We start from the raw sequence: 18,382 nt of genomic DNA, 5'->3' as shown, positions 1-18,382 counted from the left end.
GCTGCGTGCATTGTGCATTGCAGCAACGAATGGTCGTTGACTTCCTGCGGCATTGTGTGAGTAATTGCCCATGAGCGAAGCAAATGCTCATAACCCTTCTGGGAGGAAGATGATGAATTTGAGAACCCTTCTGCTGGGCACCTGCTCGGCTGCTCTTCTTGCCGGTTTCGCCAATGCCGAAACCCTCACGATCGCTACCGTCAACAACGGCGACATGATCCGCATGCAGGGGCTGACGGAAGACTTCACCACCAAGAATCCGGACATTCAGCTCGAGTGGGTGACGCTCGAGGAAAACGTGCTGCGCGAGCGCGTCACGACCGACATCGCGACGAAGGGCGGCCAGTACGACATCGTCACGATCGGCAACTACGAAGTTCCGATCTGGGCGAAGCAGGGCTGGCTGGTCGCGCTCGACGGCCTCGGCGACGACTACGACGTCGACGACCTCCTGCCGGCGATCCGCGGCGGCCTTTCCGTCGACGGCAAGCTCTATGCCGCGCCGTTCTATGGCGAATCCGCCATGATCATGTACCGCAAGGACCTGTTCGAGAAGGCCGGCCTCAAGATGCCCGATTCCCCGACCTGGGAATTCATCGGCGATGCCGCCCGCAAGATCACCGACCGCAGCGCCGACATCAACGGCATCTGCCTTCGCGGCAAGGCGGGCTGGGGCGAGAACATGGCGTTCCTCTCCGCGCTCAACAACTCCTTCGGCGGTCGCTGGTTCGACGAGAAGTGGCAGCCGCAGTTCGACCAGCCGGAGTGGAAGGCCTCCCTCCAGTTCTATGTCGACCTGATGAAGGATGCCGGCCCGCAGGGCGCTTCGTCCAACGGCTTCAACGAGAACCTGACGCTCTTCCAGCAGGGCAAGTGCGGCATGTGGATCGATGCGACGGTCGCCGCTTCCTTCGTTTCCAACCCGAAGGACTCGACGGTCGCCGACAAGGTCGGCTACGCGATCTTCCCGGATACGGGCAACGGCAACCATGGCCATTGGCTGTGGTCGTGGAACCTCGCCATTCCGGCAAGCTCGACCAAGGCGGAAGCCGCGCAGAAGTTCATCGCCTGGGCGACCGGCAAGGGTTACACCGAGCTCGTCGCCAGCAAGGAAGGCTGGGCGAACGTTCCTCCGGGCACGCGCACCTCGCTCTACAAGAACGCCGAATACGAGAAGGCAGCGCCCTTCGCGGCTCCGACCCTTGCGGCGATGGATGCGGCGGACATCACCAAGCCCTCGGTCAAGCCGGTGCCCTATACGGGTGGCCAGTTCGTCGCGATCCCGGAATTCCAGGGTCTCGGCACGACGGTCGGCCAGCTCTTCTCGGCCGTGCTCGCAGGCCAGTCCTCCGTGGACGACGCGCTGGCACAGGCCCAGACGACGGCCGTGCGCGAAATGACCCGCGCCGGCTACATCAAGTAAGCCTCCTCCCCAAGGACGGGCTGCCCGGAATGCGTTCCGGGCAGCCGAGGACGCGGGGTTTCGTGCTTGGCGTTTGCCCCTCATCCCCCTGCCGGGACCTTCTCCCCGCAGGCGGGGAGAAGGAGGAAAACGGCGCGCCCATCGTTCCTCTCCCCGCCTGCGGGGAGAGGATGCCGGCAGGCAGGTGAGGGGCCGCTGGCGGCATATATGATCTGACAGCATCGGCCGGCCGCACCGGCCCTCGGGAGGAAATCATGGCGACGGAAAATACGCGCGGGCTTGCGCGGCTGATGTTGGCGCCCTCTGTGGGCTTGCTTCTGATCTGGATGATCGTGCCGCTGGCGATGACGCTGTGGTTCTCGTTCCAGAACTACAACCTGCTGAATCCGGCGAATGTCAGCTGGACGGGGCTCTTCAACTACCAGTTCTTCTATACCGATCCGGCCTTCTTCCAGTCGATCTGGAACACGCTGATGATCGTCGGCGGGGTGCTGCTCATCACCGTGGTCGGCGGGATCGCCATCGCACTGCTGCTCGACCAGCCCGTCTGGGGGCAGGGGATCGTGCGCATCATGATCATCTCGCCCTTCTTCGTCATGCCGCCGGTGGCGGCGCTCGTCTGGAAGAACATGATCATGCATCCGGGCTACGGGGTGCTTGCGGATATCAACCGCGCCTTCGGCTTCCAGCCTATCGACTGGTTTGCCCAGTTCCCGCTGCTCTCCATCATCATCATCGTCGCCTGGCAATGGCTGCCGTTTGCGACGCTCATCCTGCTGACCGCCCTGCAGTCGCTCGACGGCGAGCAGAAGGAAGCGGCCGAGATGGACGGCGCGGGCTTCGTGTCGCGCTTCATCTACCTGACGCTGCCGCATCTCGCGCGCGCCATCACGGTCGTCATCCTCATCCAGACGATCTTCCTGCTCGGCGTCTATGCGGAAATCCTCGTCACCACCAATGGCGGGCCGGGCTATGCCTCGACGAACCTCGCCTTCCTGATCTACCGCACCGCGCTTCTCGGCTACGACGTGGGCGGCGCTTCCGCCGGCGGCATCATCGCCGTCATCCTCGCCAATATCGTCGCCATCTTCCTGATGCGCGCCGTCGGCAAGAACCTGGACAAGTAGGGAGAGAAGCCATGGCAAGAGCCGTTTCGACCCGCCACAAGGTTGTGGCCACGATCGCCGCCTGGATCGTCGCGCTGATCATCTTCTTCCCGATCCTCTATACCGTCATCACCTCGCTGAAGACGGAGCCGGAGGCGATCAAGGGCTTCAGCCTCATCCCGTCCTTCACGCTGGAAAGCTACGTGACGGTGCAGACCCAGCGCGACTATCTCAAGCCCTTCATGAACTCGGTGGTCATCTCCGTCGGTTCCACGCTGCTGGCGCTGATCGTCGCCATCCCCGCCGCCTGGTCGATGGCCTTCGCGCCGACGCGCCGGACCAAGGACATCCTGATGTGGATGCTCTCGACCAAGATGATGCCGGCCGTCGCCGTCCTGGTGCCGATCTACCTGATCTTCCGCGACACGGGCCTTCTCGACACGCGCTTCGGCCTCACCGTCATGCTGACGCTGATCAACCTGCCGATCGTCGTGTGGATGCTCTACACCTACTTCCGCGAGATCCCCGGGGAGATCCTGGAGGCGGCCCGCATGGACGGGGCGACGCTCTGGGGCGAGATCGTGCATGTGCTGACGCCGATGGCGGTGCCGGGCATCGCCTCGACGCTGCTGCTCAACATCATCCTCGCCTGGAACGAATCCTTCTGGACGATCCGCCTGACGACGACCAACGCCGCGCCGCTCACGGCCTTCATCGCCTCGTTCTCAAGTCCGCAAGGGTTGTTCTGGGCGAAGCTTTCGGCCGCCTCGACGCTCGCCATCGCTCCCATCCTGATCATGGGATGGTTCAGCCAGAAACAGCTTGTCCGCGGCCTGACCTTCGGCGCCGTGAAGTAAGGGGAGGGAACTCATGGGCAAGATTATCCTGAAGAAAGTCAACAAGTCCTTCGGCGCCACGCAGGTCATTCCGGGCATCGACCTCACCATCGAGGACGGCGAGTTCGTGGTCTTCGTCGGCCCGTCGGGCTGCGGCAAGTCCACGCTCTTGCGCCTCATCGCGGGACTGGAGGACACGACGAGCGGCGCAATCGAGATCGACGGCAAGGACGTCACCGCCGCCGCCCCCGCCAAGCGCGGGCTCGCCATGGTGTTCCAGTCCTATGCGCTCTATCCGCATATGAGCGTCGCCAAGAACATCGCCTTCCCGCTGAAAATGGCGAAAATGGATCAGGCGGCGATCGACAGGAAGGTGACGGAAGCAGCCCGCGTGCTGAACCTCACCAACTACCTGGAGCGGCGGCCGGGTCAACTTTCCGGCGGTCAGCGCCAGCGCGTGGCCATCGGCCGCGCCATCGTGCGCGAACCGTCGGCCTTTTTATTCGACGAGCCGCTGTCCAACCTCGACGCGGCGCTGCGCGGTACGATGCGGCTCGAAATCAGCGAGCTTCATCACCAGCTCAAGACCACGATGATCTACGTCACCCACGACCAGGTGGAGGCCATGACCATGGCCGACAAGATCGTGGTGCTGAATGCCGGCAATATCGAGCAGGTCGGCTCGCCGCTCGATCTCTACAACAAGCCGGACAACCTCTTCGTCGCCGGCTTCATCGGCTCCCCGCGCATGAACTTCGTCACGGGCGAGGCGGCAAGGCCCTGGAACGCGCCGACCGCCGGCATCCGTCCGGAGCACCTGAAGCTCTCCAAGGAGAGCGGTACCTGGAAGGGTGTCGTCGGCGTCGCCGAGCATCTCGGCTCGGATACGTTCCTGCATGTCAATGTCGACGGCGTCGGCACGATGACGGTGCGCGCGGACGGCGGCTTCCCCGTCACCCATGGCGACACCGTCTACCTGACGCCGGACGAGACCCGCATCCACCGCTTCGACGACAAGGGAATGGCGATCCGATGAACAGACTGGAAGGCAAGAGCGCGCTGATCACCGGGTCGGCGCGGGGTATCGGCCGCGCCTTCGCGGAGGCCTATGTCCGGGAGGGCGCGCGCGTCGCCATCGCGGACATCAATATCGAGCGGGCCGAGGCGACCGCGAAGGAGATCGGCCCCGCGGCCTATGCGATCCAGATGGACGTGACGTGGCAGGAGTCCATCGACGCGGCCATCGGGACCTGCGTGAAGGAGGCCGGCGGGCTCGACATCCTCGTCAACAACGCCGCCCTCTTCGATCTCGCGCCGATCGTCGAGATCACGCGGGAGAGCTACGACAGGCTGTTCTCGATCAATGTCGCCGGCACGCTCTTCACAATGCAGGCGGCGGCGAAACAGATGATCGCGCAGGGCCGCGGCGGCAAGATCGTCAACATGGCGAGCCAGGCCGGCCGGCGCGGCGAGGCGCTCGTCGCCATCTACTGCGCCACCAAGGCGGCGGTCATCAGCCTGACCCAGTCGGCCGGGCTGAACCTCATCAGGCACGGCATCAATGTCAACGCCATCGCCCCCGGCGTGGTCGACGGCGAGCACTGGGACGGCGTCGACGCGCTCTTTGCGAAATACGAGAACCGGCCGCTCGGCGAGAAGAAGCGCCTCGTCGGCGCCGAAGTGCCCTTCGGCCGCATGGGAACGGCGGACGACCTCACCGGCATGGCGATCTTCCTCGCTTCGCAGGAGAGCAACTACGTCGTCGCCCAGACCTACAATGTCGACGGCGGCAACTGGATGAGCTGAGCCCGCGCCGAACGCGGGCCCGGCAAGAGAGATGACCGGACAGACCGGAAGGAATGGACCATGACCACGAAACTGTCGCTCGCCAATCTCAAGGAAATCGCCAGGACGGCAAGCGTGCCCGCCTATGAGCGCGGCAGCCTTGCGGCCGGCATCGTCCATTTCGGCGTCGGCAATTTCCACCGGGCGCATCAGGCGGTCTATCTCGACGACCTATTCAATCTCGGCCTCGACCATGACTGGGCGATCATCGGCGCGGGCGTCCTGCCCTCCGATGCGGCGATGCGCGACAAGCTCGCGGGCCAGGATTTCCTGACGACCGTGGTCGAGCAGGACAACAACCGCTCCGGCGCGCGTGTCACCGGCGCGATGATCGGCTACCTCGCCCCCGGCAATGCCACGGCGACCATCGCTCAGCTCTCGGACCCGGCGATCCGCATCGTCTCGCTGACTATCACCGAGGGCGGCTATTTCATCGATCCGGCCTCCGGCGTCTTCGACCCCACCCATCCGGCGATTGCCGCCGACGCTGCCAATCCCGGCGATCCGAAGACCGTCTTCGGCCTCATCCTTGCAGGGCTCAAGGCGCGCCGGGAGAAGGGCATTGCGCCCTACACCGTCATGTCCTGCGACAACATTCCCGGCAATGGCGAGGTCACGCACGCCGCCGTCTCCGGCCTCGCCCGCCTTTCCGATCCGGCGCTCGCCGACTGGATCGACGCCAATGTCGCCTTCCCGAACGGCATGGTGGACCGCATCACGCCCGCCACCGGGCCGCGCGAGATCGGCATCGCGGCCGACGACTACGGCATCGACGATGCCTGGCCGGTCTTCTGCGAGGAATTCAAGCAATGGGTGCTGGAGGATCATTTCCCGCAAGGCCGCCCGGCGCTGGAGAAGGCCGGCGTCCAGTTCGTGCCGGATGTCGCGCCCTACGAGCACATGAAGATCCGTATCCTCAATGGCGGCCATGCGGCCATCGCCTATCCGGCGGCGCTGCTCGACATCCATTTCGTGCATGAGGCAATGGAGGATGCGGATATCCGCGCGTTCCTCGCCAAGCTGGAGCGGGACGAGATCATCCCCGTCATCCCGCCCGTGCCGGATACCGACCTCAACGACTATTATGCGCTCATCGAGCGGCGTTTCTCCAATCCGAAGATCGCCGATACGATCCCGCGCCTTGCGCAGGACGGGTCCAACCGCCAGCCGAAGTTCATCCTGCCGTCCACCGCCGACCGGCTGTCGCGCGGCGAGGACGTCGTCGGCCTCTCGCTGGTCTCGGCGCTCTGGTGCCATTATCTCGCCGGCACGGCCGACAGCGGCAAGGATATCGTCTTCAACGATCCCAATATCGACCGCATCCGCGCCGCCGCGACGGCCGCCAGGGACGAGCCGCTCGCCTTCCTCGACATGAAGGACATCTTCGGCGCCGTCGGCACGTCGGAGCTCTTCCGCCGGCGCTTTGCCGATGCGCTCCGCTCTCTTCAGAAAGAAGGAACGCGTGCGACGCTGAAGCGCTATCTGGAAGGCCGTCTCGCAAAGTGAGGAGATCGGCAATCGGGGCTTTTCATCGCGCGGGGCAGACAGTACCAACGGGGGCCTGAAAACGGAACGGAACACCATGGCCGCCAAAGCGACAGAACTGGTCATCTTCGATTGCGACGGGGTGCTCGTCGACAGCGAACCCATCTCGATCACCGTTCTGGTCGAAGCGCTCGCCGCCGCGGGCGTCGCGATGAGCGAGGCGGAGGCGCACGAACGCTTTCTCGGCCGCAGCCTCAAGAGCATGTCGGAAATCCTGCATGACGAATACGGCCTTGCGGTAGACGCGGCCTTCCTCGAGGCCATGCGCAAGGTGCTCTACGAGCGCTTCCGTTCGGAACTCCAGCCGATACCCGGCGTCGCCGAGACCGTCGATGCGCTCGGCGTCGCCCATTGCGTGGCCTCGTCCAGCCAGCCGGAGCGCATCCGACTGTCGCTTTCCGTGACCGGTCTCCTCGACCGCTTCGAGCCGAACATCTTCAGCGCCAGCATGGTCACCCACGGCAAGCCGGCGCCGGATCTCTTCCTGCATGCCAGCGCCGAGATGGGTGTGGACCCCGCGCGCTGCGTGGTGGTGGAGGACAGCCCCGCCGGCATCATGGCCGCCAAGGCCGCCGGCATGCGGGTCGTCGCCTTCACCGGCGGCTCCCATGCGCGCACGCCCCGTCATCGCGACGCCCTGCTCGACCTTCGCCCCGACGCGCTGTTTGACGACATGCGGGAATTGTTACAGTTTGTCCGCGAGGAAGAGGACGTCGGGAAAGAGCATTGATGCGCGATCTGATCGTTGCGGTGGACATCGGCACGGGCAGTGCCCGCGCCGGTGTGTTCGACCGGAGCGGTGCGCTGCTCGGGCGTTCCGAGCATCCGATCGCCATGCGCCGCCCGGCGGCCGACCATGCCGAACACGATTCTGAGGATATCTGGCGCGCCGTCTGCGGCGCGGTCCGGGGCGCCTGCGCGGCGGCGGATGCGCGCCCGTCGCGGGTCGCCGCGCTCGGCGTGGATGCGACCTGCTCGCTGGTCGTCCGCGACGGGGCGGGAAAGCCGCTCGCCGTTTCCGGCGATGACGCGCGCTGGGATACGATCGTCTGGCTCGACCACCGGGCGCTGGAGGAGGCCGATGCCTGCACGGCGACGGCGCATCCGGTGCTTGATCATTCCGGGCGCGTGATGTCGCCGGAAATGGAAATGCCGAAGCTCATGTGGCTGAAGCGCCACCGGCCGGAGCAATGGGCGAGGGCCGGCTATTTCTTCGATCTCGCCGATTTCGTCACCTGGCGGGCGACGGGCTCGAATGCCCGCTCACGCTGCACGATGACGGCCAAGTGGAACTACCTTTCCCATGCGGAAGAGCCCTGGAGCGAGGATTTCCTCGCCGCGATCGGGCTTGAGGACGTGCGCGAGCGCGGGTCGCTGCCGCAAACGACCCTGCCCGTCGGGCAGGCGGTCGGGCGGCTCGCCGCCGGGGCGGCGGAAGACCTCGGGCTGGACACGGACTGCGTGGTCGCGAGCGGCCTCATCGATGCCTATGCCGGCGCCTTCGGCGTGCTCGGCCCGTTTGCCGGCGCGCCGGAAAAGCTGGAGCGGCAGCTTGCGCTGATCGGCGGGACGTCGAGCTGCATCGTCGCCTTCGCGCGGGAAAAGAAATTCGGCTACGGCATGTGGGGACCCTATTACGAGGCGGTCCTTCCGGGCCTCTGGCTGCTGGAGGGCGGCCAGTCGGCGGCGGGCGCGCTGCTCGATTACATCGTCGGCACGCACAGCGCCGGCGGCGAGCCCACGGCGGCAACGCATGCCCGGATCGTCGAGCGTATCGGAGAACTGCGGGCCGAAGAGGGCGAGGCCTTTGCAGAGCGGCTGCATGTCCTGCCCGATTTTCACGGCAACCGCTCGCCGCTCGCCGATCCCCATGCCCTCGGCGTGATCAGCGGGCTGGCGCTCGATGCCTCCTTCGACGGGCTCTGCCGGCTCTACTGGCGGACCTCGGTCGCCATCGCGCTCGGCATCCGCCATATCCTCGAAAAGCTTGCCGACGGCGGCTATCCGCTCGATACGCTCCATGTCGCGGGCGGCCATGTGCGCAATCCGCTGCTGATGGAACTCTACCGGGACGTGACCGGCTGCCGCCTCGTCGTGCCGCAGACGCAGGATGCGGTGCTGCTCGGCACGGCGATGGCCGCGGCGGTTGCCGGCGGCCTCTATCCGGACCTGCCGGCGGCGGGCTCCGGCATGTATCCGGGTGGGCGGGAATACCTGCCGGATACGACCCGAAAGGCCCGCTACGACCGGGATTTCCGGCGCTTCCTGGCGCTCTATCGCCATCGCGCCGAGCTCGACGCGATCGACTGAAAAAATCTCGAAAAATTTGCAACCGGGCGGAACCAAATCGTGCGTCGCGTGTTTCTAGGTCGTCACCGGTCTGCGCATATCCCCCAAATGCGAGGCCCTCGACCGGTGAACGACCACGACACCGTGTCCCCCTCCGGTCCGTGGATACTCAAGCAGCCAGTGCCTCCCCGGCGCTGGCTGTTTTCTCTTTGGGGCCTGCCCATGTCCGTACGGTCGTCATGGCAAAAAGGCGGCGGTGGGCGTGCCGTCCCACCGCCGCCAGCCGCGCCGCCGCTGCGGCTATCCGGGAGCGAGATCAGGCCGCTGCGCGGGTCTGCGGCGTAAAGAGGAGAGCCTGGTTGATCAGCACCTTCACCTGTTCGGGATTGAAGGGCTTGGAGACGAGGAAGGCCGGTTCGGGCCGCTCGCCGGTCAGGAGCTTCTCCGGGTAGGCGGTGATGAAGATCACCGGGATATCCGTGCGCGAGAGGATGGTGTTGACGGCGTCGATGCCGGAGGAACCGTCGGCCAGCTTCACGTCGGCGAGCACGAGGCCGGGGCGGCTGTCGCTCCACAGCGTCTCGGCCTCGGCCTGGGTGCGGGCGATGCCGGTCACGCGGTGGCCCATGCCGGCGACCATATGGGCAAGGTCGAGCGCGATCAGCGGCTCGTCCTCGATGATCATGATGCCCGTTTCCGCCTGCGCGGCGATTTCCGCGAAGGCGGCGTCGAGGAGGTCGCGGATGTCCGAGGCGTCCGCCTCGAGGATATCGGCGGTTTTTTCGACCGAGAAGCCCTCGACGGTCGCGAGCAGCAGGGCCTGCCGGCCGAGCGGCGGCACGCCGGAAAGATCGAAGGGCGCCTCCTTGCCCGGTGCGATGGCGCCGGCGGCCCGACTCATGGAAACCGGCAGCGATGCGATGATGCGGCTGAGGAGCCCGAAGAGCCTTGCCTTGTCGTCTCCGCCTTCCGGCATGGTCGAGGGATCGATGAGGATGGTTTCCAGAGTGGCGGCCACATAGGCATCGCCGGAAGACTGGGTGCCCGTAAGGGCGCGGGCGTAGCGGCGAAGCGCCGGAAGATGAGGTCCGATGCGGTCGGAAATCGGCATATTCTGTCCCCTGTTCTCGAATTGCTGCACTGGCAGTTGACGGTTTGAACGCGGCAATCAAATTTAGGTTCCGGGGAAGGGAACTTTTTTCGCCTGGCGGCATTTTCACGCCGAAATCTTCACCGGGGCGTGGAGCGTCAAAGATGAAAGTGGCCAAGAGTGAATAGTGTTGAAAAGCAGACGAGGGCGGGGACGTCCTCCAGAAAACCCGACGATCCGAACGGGCAGATCGCGATGAAGCTTCGCGCCTTCTACCATTCGGTTCAAGATGAGGCGCTTCCCCAGAGGTTCCTGGATCTTCTCGAAAAATTGGATGCTGTCGAAAACAGCGTGCAAAGGGCCGAGTGAGGAAGCAATGGACAGGGACCAGACCAATTTCAAACGAGAACTGCTGGCCGTTCTGCCGAGCCTGCGTGCCTTCGCCATTTCGCTGATCGGCCGCCACGACCAGGCGGACGATCTCGTGCAGGACACGATCATGAAAGCCTGGGCGAAGCAGGAACAGTTCGAGATGGGCACGAACATGAAGGCCTGGCTCTTCACAATCCTGCGCAACGAACTCTACAGCAAGCTGCGCAAGCGCGGTCGTGAGGTGCAGGATTCCGACGGCATCTTCACCGAAAACCTCGCCCAGCACCCCTCCCAGTACGGCTCGCTGGACATGCAGGATTTCAAGAAGGCGCTGGAAAAGCTGCCGGACGAACAGCGCGAGGCCATCATCCTCGTCGGCGCTTCGGGCTTTTCCTACGAGGAGGCGGCGGAGATCTGCGGCTGCGCCCTCGGCACGATCAAGAGCCGGGTCAACCGTGCCCGCCAGCGTCTGCAGGAGCTTCTGCAGGTCAGCGGCGAAAGCGACTATGGTCCGGACGCCGTGTCCGCGCCGATCACCTCTCGTGCATTCGCATCCTGATGGCAAAAGCCGCCCGTCATCGTGGCGGGCGGCGGAAAGATTGAGGGGGAACGGCGAAAATACATCCATTTGCTCGCATGGCGGGTGAAATCGGACGTGGAATCGCCTACCAAAGGGCATGAAGGACAACGTTCAGCCATTGCCGACCGGTGTAGCTGCGGTTCTCGGCGCGCCGGAACGGCTTGCGGCGCTGCAAGCCGCCATGCCGGTCTTTCTTGGCCCCGATCCCGATTTCGACGACATCGCCGGCCTGGCCGCCGGTCTTGCCGACACTCCCATGGCCTTCGTCACCATTCTCGGCCAGACGGACCAATGGTTCCTGGCGCGCCGCGGCACGCCGGAAATCCGCTTTCCCTCCCAGGAGACCTTTTGCGCACGGATGCTGGCGGAGAAGGGGGCGCCGCCGCTCATGGTGGCCGATGCATCCAGGGATTCCCGCTTTTCCGGCCTGCCGAGCGTCAGCGGCGAGGCGCATGTCCGCTTCTATGCGGGCGCGCCGATCGTGATGGACGGCCAGCCCATCGGCACGGTCGCCGTCGCCGACAGGAAGGCCCGCACGGCTGCTGCCGACACCCTTCTGCCGCAGCTCGCAAGGCTCGCCTCGCTCGCCGGCGTCCTGATCCGTCAGAAGGAAGAGGCGCGGCGGCGCATGCTGGCCGCCGAGGTCCTGTCGCGTGACGAGAAGCGCCATGCGCTGGCGCTCGACGCCGCCAATGTGGCGAGCTGGATGTGGGACCTCTCGACGGGCATCGTGTCGGGTAACGAGACCTTCCACCGCATGCTGGGCTTCCGTTCGACGCGGCCGATGAGCGCGCGCACCTTCTTCGGTGCGGTCCACCCCGCCGACCGCAAGACGACCATCGACCGCCTGCGCAATGCGCTCGCCACCGGCAAGGAATATGACGGCCTGTTCCGTGCGTCCAAGTCGGGCCGCTGGCTGCTCGGCCGCGGCCGGGTGCATGAATGGGACGCGGAGGGCAAGCCGACCCTCTTCCTCGGCATCAATGTCGACGTCACCGACGGGCAGCTCGCCTCCGAGCGCACGCGGCTCCTGCTGCGCGAATTGAACCATCGCGTCAAGAACACGCTTGCCATGCTGCAGTCGCTCGCCCGCCAGACCCTGCGCCAGACGAGCGATCCGGTGGAGTTCATGGATGCCTTCGCCGGCCGCCTGCAATCGCTTTCCGAGGCGCATGGGCTGCTCAGCGATCACGAATGGGGCGTCATCCACCTCAAGATGCTGCTGCAGAAGCAGATCATGCCCTATGCGCTCGATTACGAGAGCCAGGTCGAGATCCACAAGGACGAGGTGGAGCTGGGGCCGGACGAGGCCGTCGGCCTCGGCCTCGTGCTGCACGAGCTTGCCACCAATGCCCGCAAATACGGGGCGCTCTCGGTCGCCACCGGCAAGGTGGTGATCACGGCGCGCATCGTCAACGAAGAGGGCCGCCGCGTGCTCAACATGACCTGGCACGAGGTCGGCGGGCCGCCGGTCAATCCGAACGGGCGGCGTGGCTTCGGCTCCGTGCTGATCGAGCGCAGCCTCGACAAGATCCTCGGCAGCAGCGTGCATGTCGAATATCTGCCGAAGGGCGTTACCGCCGTCGTGCGGATGCCGCTGTAAGCTTCAAGGAAACGGACGTCCTTGTGCGCCCGTTCGGGCGCACGGCTCTCTTTTCGAGCAAATCCCAGGATTGTCAGTCGTCGCGGCGCGATTTCGGCGCGAGCAGGAAGCCGAGGGCAAGCGCCACGGCTGTCGCGGCGAAGGGCTTTTGCGTGGCGACGGTGGCGGCCGCGGCCATCAGGTCGCGGCGCGCGGCAAGCTGCTGCCGGCGGATGCGGCGCAGTTCCCGCTCCCGCCTGTTGCGGGCGGCGACGACGACGAGCACGATGATGGCCAGCAGGAGGAAGCCGCCGGCAAGGCCGAAGAGGGCCGGCGCCGTGCCGTAGCGCTCGGCCAGCAGCACCGCGCCGCCGACGACGGCCAGCACATAGGCGGTGACGAGCAGCACGCCGGCGACCAGGCCGCCGATCGCGTTGCGCCGGGCGCTGTCGACCGTTTCCTCCACCCGGTCCGTGACGCGGGTGACGAGATTTTGCACGAGAATGGCCCCCAGTGACAGCATGCCTTGTGTGCTCCGCGGAAGTGAGGGGACGCCGGGGCGTCCCGGGATCGTGAAGGGATGGATCAGCGCCGCAGGAGCGCGGCCAGAAGGAAGCCGGCGGCGGCGGCAACGCCGAGCGTCGTCAGCGGATGTTCCTTGACGGCCTTGCGGGCCATGCGGCCGGAATCCTGGTAGCGGGACTGGAGTTCGGAGAGGATGTCCTCGCCGGCGGCGATCATGTCGCGGAAGTCGCCTTCCGCGCGGTCCTTCAGGCCGTGCGCGGCGTCGCTCATCTCGGCCTTGGCCGCCCGGGCCCTCTTGCGGATGTTTCCCGCCCCCTTCGAGGCGTCGGTGGCGAGCAGGCGGGCGAGCGAGGCGATTTCCTCGCGCAGTTCCGTGATCTGGTCCTCGACGGCCTGGGCTTCGTCCTTGAGCCCGTTTTTGAGGGTCTTGCTGCGGGATGAAAACATTCCGGTGGCCATGCCGTTTCTCCTTTGCGGTCGCCCGCTTGCACGCGGGCCGAACTGCGCTCCACCCCCTTGGCGGAACGGTCTTCCGGGGCAGAAAACGTGCAATGTCGCAAAAGGTTCCCTGGAACTGCTCCAGGACGCTGGAACGTCAGGCCGAAGCGGTGTGGGGCAGCACGAAGGGCACGCCCGCTTCGGGCACGCCGTTGATGCGCATGCGGCAGCCGAAGACGGCTTCCATCGCATCGTCCGTCATGACATCGGCCGGGCGTCCCGCCCGCTCGATGCGGCCGGCCTTCATCATCACCATGTGGTCGGCGAACATGGCGGTGAGGTTGAGGTCGTGCATGACGGCGATCACCCCGCCGCCGTTTTCGCAATAGCGGCGGGCGAGCTGCATGATGGTGAGCTGGTGGCGGATGTCGAGCGCCGAGACCGGCTCGTCGAGCATCAGGAAGCAGGGCTCGCCGTCGAGGATTGGCTCCCAGATCTGGGAGAGCACGCGGGCAAGCTGCACGCGCTGCTGCTCGCCGCCGGAAAGCTCCTGATAGAGCCGCCCGGCAAAGCCCGAGAGGTCGACGGCGCGAAGCGCCTCGGCGGTGATGGCGTCGATGCGGTCGGCATGGCGGTTCGGGCCGACGGTCAGGCCGAGGCGGACGATCTCGCGCACGGTGAAGGGAAAGGCGATGGTCGCCGCCTGCGGCAGCACCGCGCGCTTGATGGCGAGCTGCCAGGGTTCGAGCGCGCGGATGTCGTGGCCGTTGAGGGTGATGTCGCCCTTGCTCGAAAGCTCGCCCGCGACGGCCTTCAGCATCGTCGTCTTGCCCGAGCCGTTGGGGCCGACGATCGCGGTCAGCTCGCCAGCCTTCGCCTGCAGCGATACGCCTTGGACGATGGTCTTGCCGGACAGGCTGACCGTGAGGTTCCTTGCAGCGATCATTTCCGTCCTACCAGCCGTTCCGCGTGCGGTCGCGCAGCAGCACCCAGAGGAAGAAGGGCGCGCCGGCCAGCGCCGTGATGATGCCGATGGGCAGCTCCGCGGGGGCGACGATGGTGCGCGCCAGCATGTCCGCCCCGAGCATCAGCACGCCGCCGAGCAGCGCGGAGGCCGGCAGCAGGTAGCGATGGTCCGGGCCGATGACGATGCGCAGCAGGTGCGGCACCACGATGCCGACGAAGCCGATGCCGCCGCTGACGGCGACCGAGGCGCCGACGGCGCCCGCCACGGCCACGACCGCGGTGTATTTCAGCCGCTGCACCTTCACGCCCATGTGGAAGGCGGCGGCCTCGCCGAGGGTGATGGCGTTGAGCCCGCGCGACAGGAAGGGCACGACGAGGAGAGCGATCAAGATGATCGGGCCGGCGGCGAGAAGCTTCGTCCAGGTCATGCCCGAGAGCGAGCCGAGGCTCCAGAAGGTGACGTCGCGAAGCTGCTTGTCGTCGGCCATGTAGATGAGGATGCCGGTGACGGCGCCGGCAAGGGCCGCGATGGCGATGCCGGCGAGCAGCATGGTGGCGACGGAGGTCTGCCCGCCGCGCGTGGCGATCTGGTAGAGCAGCAGCGTCGTCAGAAGCCCGCCGAGGAAGGCGGCAAGCGGCAGCGCATAGGCGCCGAGCGCCAGCATGAGGCCAGCCGGCAGGCTGCCGCCGAGCACGATCATCAACACCGCGCCGAGCGCCGAGCCCGAGGAGATGCCGACGAGGCCGGGATCGGCGAGCGGGTTGCGGAAGAGGCCCTGCATGACGGCCCCCGACATGGCGAGCGCTGCGCCGATCAGGAAGCCGAGCAGGGCGCGCGGCATGCGGATGTCGAAGACGATGATGCGGTCCCGCATGCTGAGCGCGGTGTCTTCCGCGCCGGTGAGGAGCGCGCCGATGACATTGACCGCGGATGCGTCCGATGCGCCGGTGGCGATGGACAGTGCGATCGCGGCGACCGACAGGATGACGAGGAGACAGAGGGTGAGGCGGGCGATCGCGGTGCGGTCGCCGGCCGCCTGCCCGCCGGCGGCGCGCATCAGGAAGGACCTGCGTGCGACCGGGCCGCGCATGGCGTCATTGAGAGACATTACCGGGCTTGCCGTAGAGTTCTTTGTTGAGGTCGCTGACGGCCGAGGCGGTGCGCGGGCCGAAGCCGAGCAGGTGCAGGCTGTTCATGCGCAGGACCGTCTTGTTCTTGCCGGCCGGCGTCACGGCGATGGCGGGATGGGCGAGCACTTCCTCGTCCGTGCTGCCGGCGCCCGGGCGCGTCATGACCATGACGACGTCGGGCTTGGCGTTGATGACCGCCTCGTCGGTGAGCGGCTTGTAGCCGTCGAAGGTGCCTTCGGTGGCGTTGATCGCGCCGGCAAGGCCGATGATGCCGTCGGCGGCCGTGTGGTTGCCGGCGGCCATGATGCGGCCGTTCTGGAAGCTCAGGATGAAGAGCACGCGCTTGCGCTCGCTTTCCGGCCGCTTGGCGGCATCGGCGATGGCGCCGTCGAGTTCGGCGCCGACCTTCTCTTCCAGCGCCTTCGCCTTTTCCGGCACGCCGAGGAAATTGCCGACGACATCGATCTTCCTGAGGATCGCGGCGCGGTCATAGCCTTCCGGCACGGTTTCGAAGGGAATGCCGGCGCTCTTCAGCACGGCTAGCGCATCGGCCGGACCGCTGCCCTCCACCGCGAGGATCGCGGTGGGATTGACGGCGATGACGCCTTCCGGCGAGAGGGCGCGCATATAGCCGACATCCGGCAGCTTCAGCGCCTCCTCGGGATACATGCTGGTGGAATCGCGCGCGACGATCCGCTCGCCTTCGCCGAGCGCATAGACGATTTCGGTCACCGCGCCGCCGATCGTCACCAGCTTCGACGTATCGACCTTCTGCATGTCCTGCGCGGCCGCCTTGCGGACGAAGCCGCCGTCGACGGGCAGGGTGAGGGTCGCCAGCAGCGGGGCGGAAAGCGCGAAGACGGTGAGGGCCACTTCCCACGGGCGGGCGCGGCGCAGATCGAAGCTCTTGCTCATGATCGTAATCCTTGGGTCGTGGTCCCTGATGGTGCTCGTCTTCAGGCGGCGGCGCTGTCGGGGCGCGGCAGGCCGTCGAGGATCTCGCGCCAGTCGGCGCGCTCGCTCATGCCTTCCTTCCGCTTGCCGAAGAACTGGACGATCATCTCGCCGCTCGCGTCATAGGCTTCGAGCGAGGTGACGTGGCCGTCGCTGGTCGGCTTGCGGACGACCCAGCACTCGACGATGTGGTCGGTGCGCAGGTGCATGTGGAAGGTGGGATCCATCACGTTGAGCCAGGGACCCATCGGCTGGATGTTCTTCACCGGGCCGGTGTGGATCTGGATCGTGCCGTGATTGCCGGCGAAGCACATGATCTCGGCGTCGCGCTCGGCCGAGGCGCGCAGCAGTTCGCTGACGGCATCGGCGCGCACCTGGCGGGCGAAATCCTCGCCGACGCTGCGCACGGCGTCCTGACGGGCGATCTTCAGCTTGCGCAGCATGCCGAAGAACTGGTGCGTATCCGTCATGGCGCTCCAGTTCTCGCGCAGTGCCGCCACATCGACCGGGCCGGTCTCGACGGTCTTCGCCGAGACGACTTCGACGAATTCCTGCGACTGGTCCTCCAGGCGGAAGTCGGCGACGATGGCCTCGTAGGCTTCGAGGTTGGAGGCCGGGCGAAGGTGGACCTTGTGCACGGCGTCGCCAGCCTTGTCGAAGAACTGCAGGCTGCGGCGGACCTGCTCGCCGTCGGTCTTCGTCACGGCGAAGCCATGGGCCCAGGTGCCGGGGAAGATGCGAAGGTCGATATTCTCGCCGAGCACGATCGAGGCGTGCTTGCCGGTGGTGACCTTCTCGAACACGCCGATCTTCTCGTGCACGACGCTCTCGTTGCGGGTCAGCGCCATGATCTCGCCGAGGGCTTCGGCACGCTCGAGGAAGCGATTGGCGCTGCCGTCGATGCGGATCGCGGTGAGCCCGACCTCGGCCGCGACGAGCGCAGCCTCCGAAATACCGAGCTGGGCGGCGATGTCACGCTCGCGCATCTTGGGGTTTTCCGCACGGAAGGCGCGGATTTCGGCGGGTGTCGGTCGGGTCGTGTCGGTCATGGTCGCGGCCTTCATTCAAATGTTCATGGCCATTTCCTGCCACTCCCGCTGGTCCGTTTTTCTCGGCGGAACAGGGAGTTGCGGGGGAATTTGGCGTTTACTATCTTGACTTGCTTACTCATATTTATCTATAGGCGCAATACAGGACTGGCAAACTCATGTTAATTTTGTGAGACGCCGGAACCGACGTCCGGACCGAAAACACGAACAGGCAAGCCATGATCGTACGCACCCTTCTTCTCTCGTCGATGCTCGCAGCCGCCGCCGTCTCCGGCGCGGCCGCACAGGAAGCCGCGCCCAAGGGGCTGGATGTCGAGCTCAATGCGCTTGCCGCCTCGCAGAAGGGCTGCCTCTTCACCTTCGTCGCGGCGAACGGCTTTCAGCAGAACGTTTCGAAGGTCTCCTTCGAATTCGTGATCTTCAACGACAAGGGCACGGTCGAGCGGCTGGCGCTGCTCGATTTCCGCGACCTGCCGGCCGGCAAGTCGAAGGTGCGCCAGTTCGACGTGCCGGGCATCAAGTGCGAAGGGGTGAAGAACCTGCTGATCAACGATGCGCCGGTCTGCGAAGGCGAGGGGCTCGACAAGGCCCGCTGCATGGACGGCATCGTCACGCGCAGCAAGGTTTCGGCCGGTCTCGAAGGTTGAGTTG

The 18,382-nt window shown here is 66.0% G+C and carries 19 protein-coding genes; 12 read left to right on the top strand and 7 right to left on the bottom strand.

Translation table 11 applies throughout. From position 1 onward, the window contains the following. Nucleotides 1–112: 112 nt before the first annotated feature. The 8 genes from ACZ48C_RS11420 (at nucleotide 113) to ACZ48C_RS11385 (ending at nucleotide 9,065) form a co-directional block, all read left to right on the top strand. On the top strand, nucleotides 113–1,423 hold the full coding sequence (locus tag ACZ48C_RS11420; protein ID WP_119256858.1) for an ABC transporter substrate-binding protein: 1,311 nt from the start codon (nucleotides 113–115) through the stop codon (nucleotides 1,421–1,423). Nucleotides 1,424–1,677: 254 nt separating this feature from the next. After that, nucleotides 1,678–2,550, top strand: a complete 873-nt coding sequence (locus ACZ48C_RS11415) for a carbohydrate ABC transporter permease (RefSeq protein WP_119256859.1) — start codon at nucleotides 1,678–1,680, stop codon at nucleotides 2,548–2,550. Between the two features lie 11 nt (nucleotides 2,551–2,561). After that, nucleotides 2,562–3,386: a carbohydrate ABC transporter permease gene (locus ACZ48C_RS11410; protein WP_119256860.1), complete on the top strand. Its 825-nt coding sequence runs from the start codon at nucleotides 2,562–2,564 to the stop codon at nucleotides 3,384–3,386. Nucleotides 3,387–3,399: 13 nt separating this feature from the next. Beyond that, on the top strand, nucleotides 3,400–4,401 hold the full coding sequence (locus ACZ48C_RS11405) for an ABC transporter ATP-binding protein (RefSeq protein WP_119256861.1): 1,002 nt from the start codon (nucleotides 3,400–3,402) through the stop codon (nucleotides 4,399–4,401). Beyond that, nucleotides 4,398–5,171, top strand: coding sequence for an L-iditol 2-dehydrogenase (locus ACZ48C_RS11400; protein WP_464781170.1), 774 nt, complete (start codon nucleotides 4,398–4,400; stop codon nucleotides 5,169–5,171). The genes ACZ48C_RS11405 and ACZ48C_RS11400 overlap by 4 nt, the downstream gene beginning before the upstream one ends. A gap of 60 nt (nucleotides 5,172–5,231) precedes the next feature. Next, on the top strand, nucleotides 5,232–6,716 hold the full coding sequence (locus tag ACZ48C_RS11395; RefSeq protein WP_464781169.1) for a mannitol dehydrogenase family protein: 1,485 nt from the start codon (nucleotides 5,232–5,234) through the stop codon (nucleotides 6,714–6,716). A gap of 76 nt (nucleotides 6,717–6,792) precedes the next feature. Continuing rightward, complete coding sequence (locus ACZ48C_RS11390) at nucleotides 6,793–7,485, top strand: HAD family hydrolase (RefSeq protein ID WP_464781168.1); 693 nt, start codon at nucleotides 6,793–6,795, stop codon at nucleotides 7,483–7,485. Beyond that, nucleotides 7,485–9,065 (top strand): FGGY-family carbohydrate kinase, encoded by a 1,581-nt coding sequence (locus ACZ48C_RS11385; protein WP_464781167.1) that lies wholly within the window; start codon nucleotides 7,485–7,487, stop codon nucleotides 9,063–9,065. The genes ACZ48C_RS11390 and ACZ48C_RS11385 overlap by 1 nt, the downstream gene beginning before the upstream one ends. Nucleotides 9,066–9,360: 295 nt before the next feature. Here ACZ48C_RS11385 and ACZ48C_RS11380 read toward each other — a convergent pair whose 3' ends face one another. Further along, nucleotides 9,361–10,155, bottom strand: coding sequence for a response regulator (locus tag ACZ48C_RS11380; RefSeq protein WP_119256866.1), 795 nt, complete (start codon nucleotides 10,153–10,155; stop codon nucleotides 9,361–9,363). A gap of 234 nt (nucleotides 10,156–10,389) precedes the next feature. On the opposite strand from ACZ48C_RS11380, the gene ACZ48C_RS11375 reads away from it, so the two are divergent. The 3 genes from ACZ48C_RS11375 to ACZ48C_RS11365 all read left to right on the top strand — a co-directional run bounded on the left by ACZ48C_RS11375 (nucleotide 10,390) and on the right by ACZ48C_RS11365 (nucleotide 12,689). Beyond that, nucleotides 10,390–10,503: a NepR family anti-sigma factor gene (locus ACZ48C_RS11375; RefSeq protein WP_162911410.1), complete on the top strand. Its 114-nt coding sequence runs from the start codon at nucleotides 10,390–10,392 to the stop codon at nucleotides 10,501–10,503. Between the two features lie 7 nt (nucleotides 10,504–10,510). Beyond that, nucleotides 10,511–11,065, top strand: a complete 555-nt coding sequence (locus tag ACZ48C_RS11370; protein ID WP_119256868.1) for an RNA polymerase sigma factor — start codon at nucleotides 10,511–10,513, stop codon at nucleotides 11,063–11,065. Nucleotides 11,066–11,183: 118 nt separating this feature from the next. After that, nucleotides 11,184–12,689: an HWE histidine kinase domain-containing protein gene (locus ACZ48C_RS11365; RefSeq protein ID WP_464781166.1), complete on the top strand. Its 1,506-nt coding sequence runs from the start codon at nucleotides 11,184–11,186 to the stop codon at nucleotides 12,687–12,689. A 73-nt stretch (nucleotides 12,690–12,762) separates the two neighbouring features. On the opposite strand, the gene ACZ48C_RS11360 is transcribed toward ACZ48C_RS11365, so the two are convergent. The 6 genes from ACZ48C_RS11360 to ACZ48C_RS11335 all read right to left on the bottom strand — a co-directional run bounded on the left by ACZ48C_RS11360 (nucleotide 12,763) and on the right by ACZ48C_RS11335 (nucleotide 17,731). Beyond that, nucleotides 12,763–13,191 (bottom strand): hypothetical protein, encoded by a 429-nt coding sequence (locus tag ACZ48C_RS11360; RefSeq protein WP_464781165.1) that lies wholly within the window; start codon nucleotides 13,189–13,191, stop codon nucleotides 12,763–12,765. A 62-nt stretch (nucleotides 13,192–13,253) separates the two neighbouring features. After that, the gene (locus tag ACZ48C_RS11355; RefSeq protein WP_424547249.1) at nucleotides 13,254–13,652 is read right to left on the bottom strand and encodes a glycine zipper domain-containing protein; all 399 of its coding nucleotides are present in this window, start codon (nucleotides 13,650–13,652) and stop codon (nucleotides 13,254–13,256) included. Nucleotides 13,653–13,788: 136 nt separating this feature from the next. After that, a complete protein-coding gene (locus ACZ48C_RS11350) occupies nucleotides 13,789–14,577 on the bottom strand; it encodes a heme ABC transporter ATP-binding protein (RefSeq protein ID WP_464781164.1) in 789 nt (262 codons plus the stop codon). Nucleotides 14,578–14,584: 7 nt separating this feature from the next. Further along, complete coding sequence (locus ACZ48C_RS11345) at nucleotides 14,585–15,706, bottom strand: FecCD family ABC transporter permease (protein ID WP_464781163.1); 1,122 nt, start codon at nucleotides 15,704–15,706, stop codon at nucleotides 14,585–14,587. Further along, complete coding sequence (locus ACZ48C_RS11340) at nucleotides 15,693–16,643, bottom strand: heme/hemin ABC transporter substrate-binding protein (protein WP_464781162.1); 951 nt, start codon at nucleotides 16,641–16,643, stop codon at nucleotides 15,693–15,695. Before ACZ48C_RS11340 ends, ACZ48C_RS11345 begins: the two co-directional genes overlap by 14 nt. Nucleotides 16,644–16,684: 41 nt before the next feature. After that, nucleotides 16,685–17,731: a hemin-degrading factor gene (locus ACZ48C_RS11335; RefSeq protein ID WP_454632159.1), complete on the bottom strand. Its 1,047-nt coding sequence runs from the start codon at nucleotides 17,729–17,731 to the stop codon at nucleotides 16,685–16,687. A gap of 218 nt (nucleotides 17,732–17,949) precedes the next feature. On the opposite strand from ACZ48C_RS11335, the gene ACZ48C_RS11330 reads away from it, so the two are divergent. After that, nucleotides 17,950–18,378, top strand: a complete 429-nt coding sequence (locus ACZ48C_RS11330) for a hypothetical protein (RefSeq protein WP_119256875.1) — start codon at nucleotides 17,950–17,952, stop codon at nucleotides 18,376–18,378. Nucleotides 18,379–18,382 lie beyond the last annotated feature (4 nt).

Source organism: Shinella sp. 1A1 (assembly GCF_055379515.1).
This window is presented reverse-complemented; position numbering and strand designations above follow the sequence as displayed.

What these genes read in the sequence shown, in the direction of transcription:
- ACZ48C_RS11420 (WP_119256858.1), top strand. Translation starts at nt 113, where the DNA reads ATGAATTTGAGAACCCTTCTGCTGGGCACCTGCTCGGCTGCTCTTCTT.
- ACZ48C_RS11415 (WP_119256859.1), top strand. Translation starts at nt 1,678, where the DNA reads ATGGCGACGGAAAATACGCGCGGGCTTGCGCGGCTGATGTTGGCGCCC.
- ACZ48C_RS11410 (WP_119256860.1), top strand. Translation starts at nt 2,562, where the DNA reads ATGGCAAGAGCCGTTTCGACCCGCCACAAGGTTGTGGCCACGATCGCC.
- ACZ48C_RS11405 (WP_119256861.1), top strand. Translation starts at nt 3,400, where the DNA reads ATGGGCAAGATTATCCTGAAGAAAGTCAACAAGTCCTTCGGCGCCACG.
- ACZ48C_RS11400 (WP_464781170.1), top strand. Translation starts at nt 4,398, where the DNA reads ATGAACAGACTGGAAGGCAAGAGCGCGCTGATCACCGGGTCGGCGCGG.
- ACZ48C_RS11395 (WP_464781169.1), top strand. Translation starts at nt 5,232, where the DNA reads ATGACCACGAAACTGTCGCTCGCCAATCTCAAGGAAATCGCCAGGACG.
- ACZ48C_RS11390 (WP_464781168.1), top strand. Translation starts at nt 6,793, where the DNA reads ATGGCCGCCAAAGCGACAGAACTGGTCATCTTCGATTGCGACGGGGTG.
- ACZ48C_RS11385 (WP_464781167.1), top strand. Translation starts at nt 7,485, where the DNA reads ATGCGCGATCTGATCGTTGCGGTGGACATCGGCACGGGCAGTGCCCGC.
- ACZ48C_RS11380 (WP_119256866.1), bottom strand. Translation starts at nt 10,155, where the DNA reads ATGCCGATTTCCGACCGCATCGGACCTCATCTTCCGGCGCTTCGCCGC.
- ACZ48C_RS11375 (WP_162911410.1), top strand. Translation starts at nt 10,390, where the DNA reads ATGAAGCTTCGCGCCTTCTACCATTCGGTTCAAGATGAGGCGCTTCCC.
- ACZ48C_RS11370 (WP_119256868.1), top strand. Translation starts at nt 10,511, where the DNA reads ATGGACAGGGACCAGACCAATTTCAAACGAGAACTGCTGGCCGTTCTG.
- ACZ48C_RS11365 (WP_464781166.1), top strand. Translation starts at nt 11,184, where the DNA reads ATGAAGGACAACGTTCAGCCATTGCCGACCGGTGTAGCTGCGGTTCTC.
- ACZ48C_RS11360 (WP_464781165.1), bottom strand. Translation starts at nt 13,191, where the DNA reads ATGCTGTCACTGGGGGCCATTCTCGTGCAAAATCTCGTCACCCGCGTC.
- ACZ48C_RS11355 (WP_424547249.1), bottom strand. Translation starts at nt 13,652, where the DNA reads ATGGCCACCGGAATGTTTTCATCCCGCAGCAAGACCCTCAAAAACGGG.
- ACZ48C_RS11350 (WP_464781164.1), bottom strand. Translation starts at nt 14,577, where the DNA reads ATGATCGCTGCAAGGAACCTCACGGTCAGCCTGTCCGGCAAGACCATC.
- ACZ48C_RS11345 (WP_464781163.1), bottom strand. Translation starts at nt 15,706, where the DNA reads ATGTCTCTCAATGACGCCATGCGCGGCCCGGTCGCACGCAGGTCCTTC.
- ACZ48C_RS11340 (WP_464781162.1), bottom strand. Translation starts at nt 16,643, where the DNA reads ATGAGCAAGAGCTTCGATCTGCGCCGCGCCCGCCCGTGGGAAGTGGCC.
- ACZ48C_RS11335 (WP_454632159.1), bottom strand. Translation starts at nt 17,731, where the DNA reads ATGACCGACACGACCCGACCGACACCCGCCGAAATCCGCGCCTTCCGT.
- ACZ48C_RS11330 (WP_119256875.1), top strand. Translation starts at nt 17,950, where the DNA reads ATGATCGTACGCACCCTTCTTCTCTCGTCGATGCTCGCAGCCGCCGCC.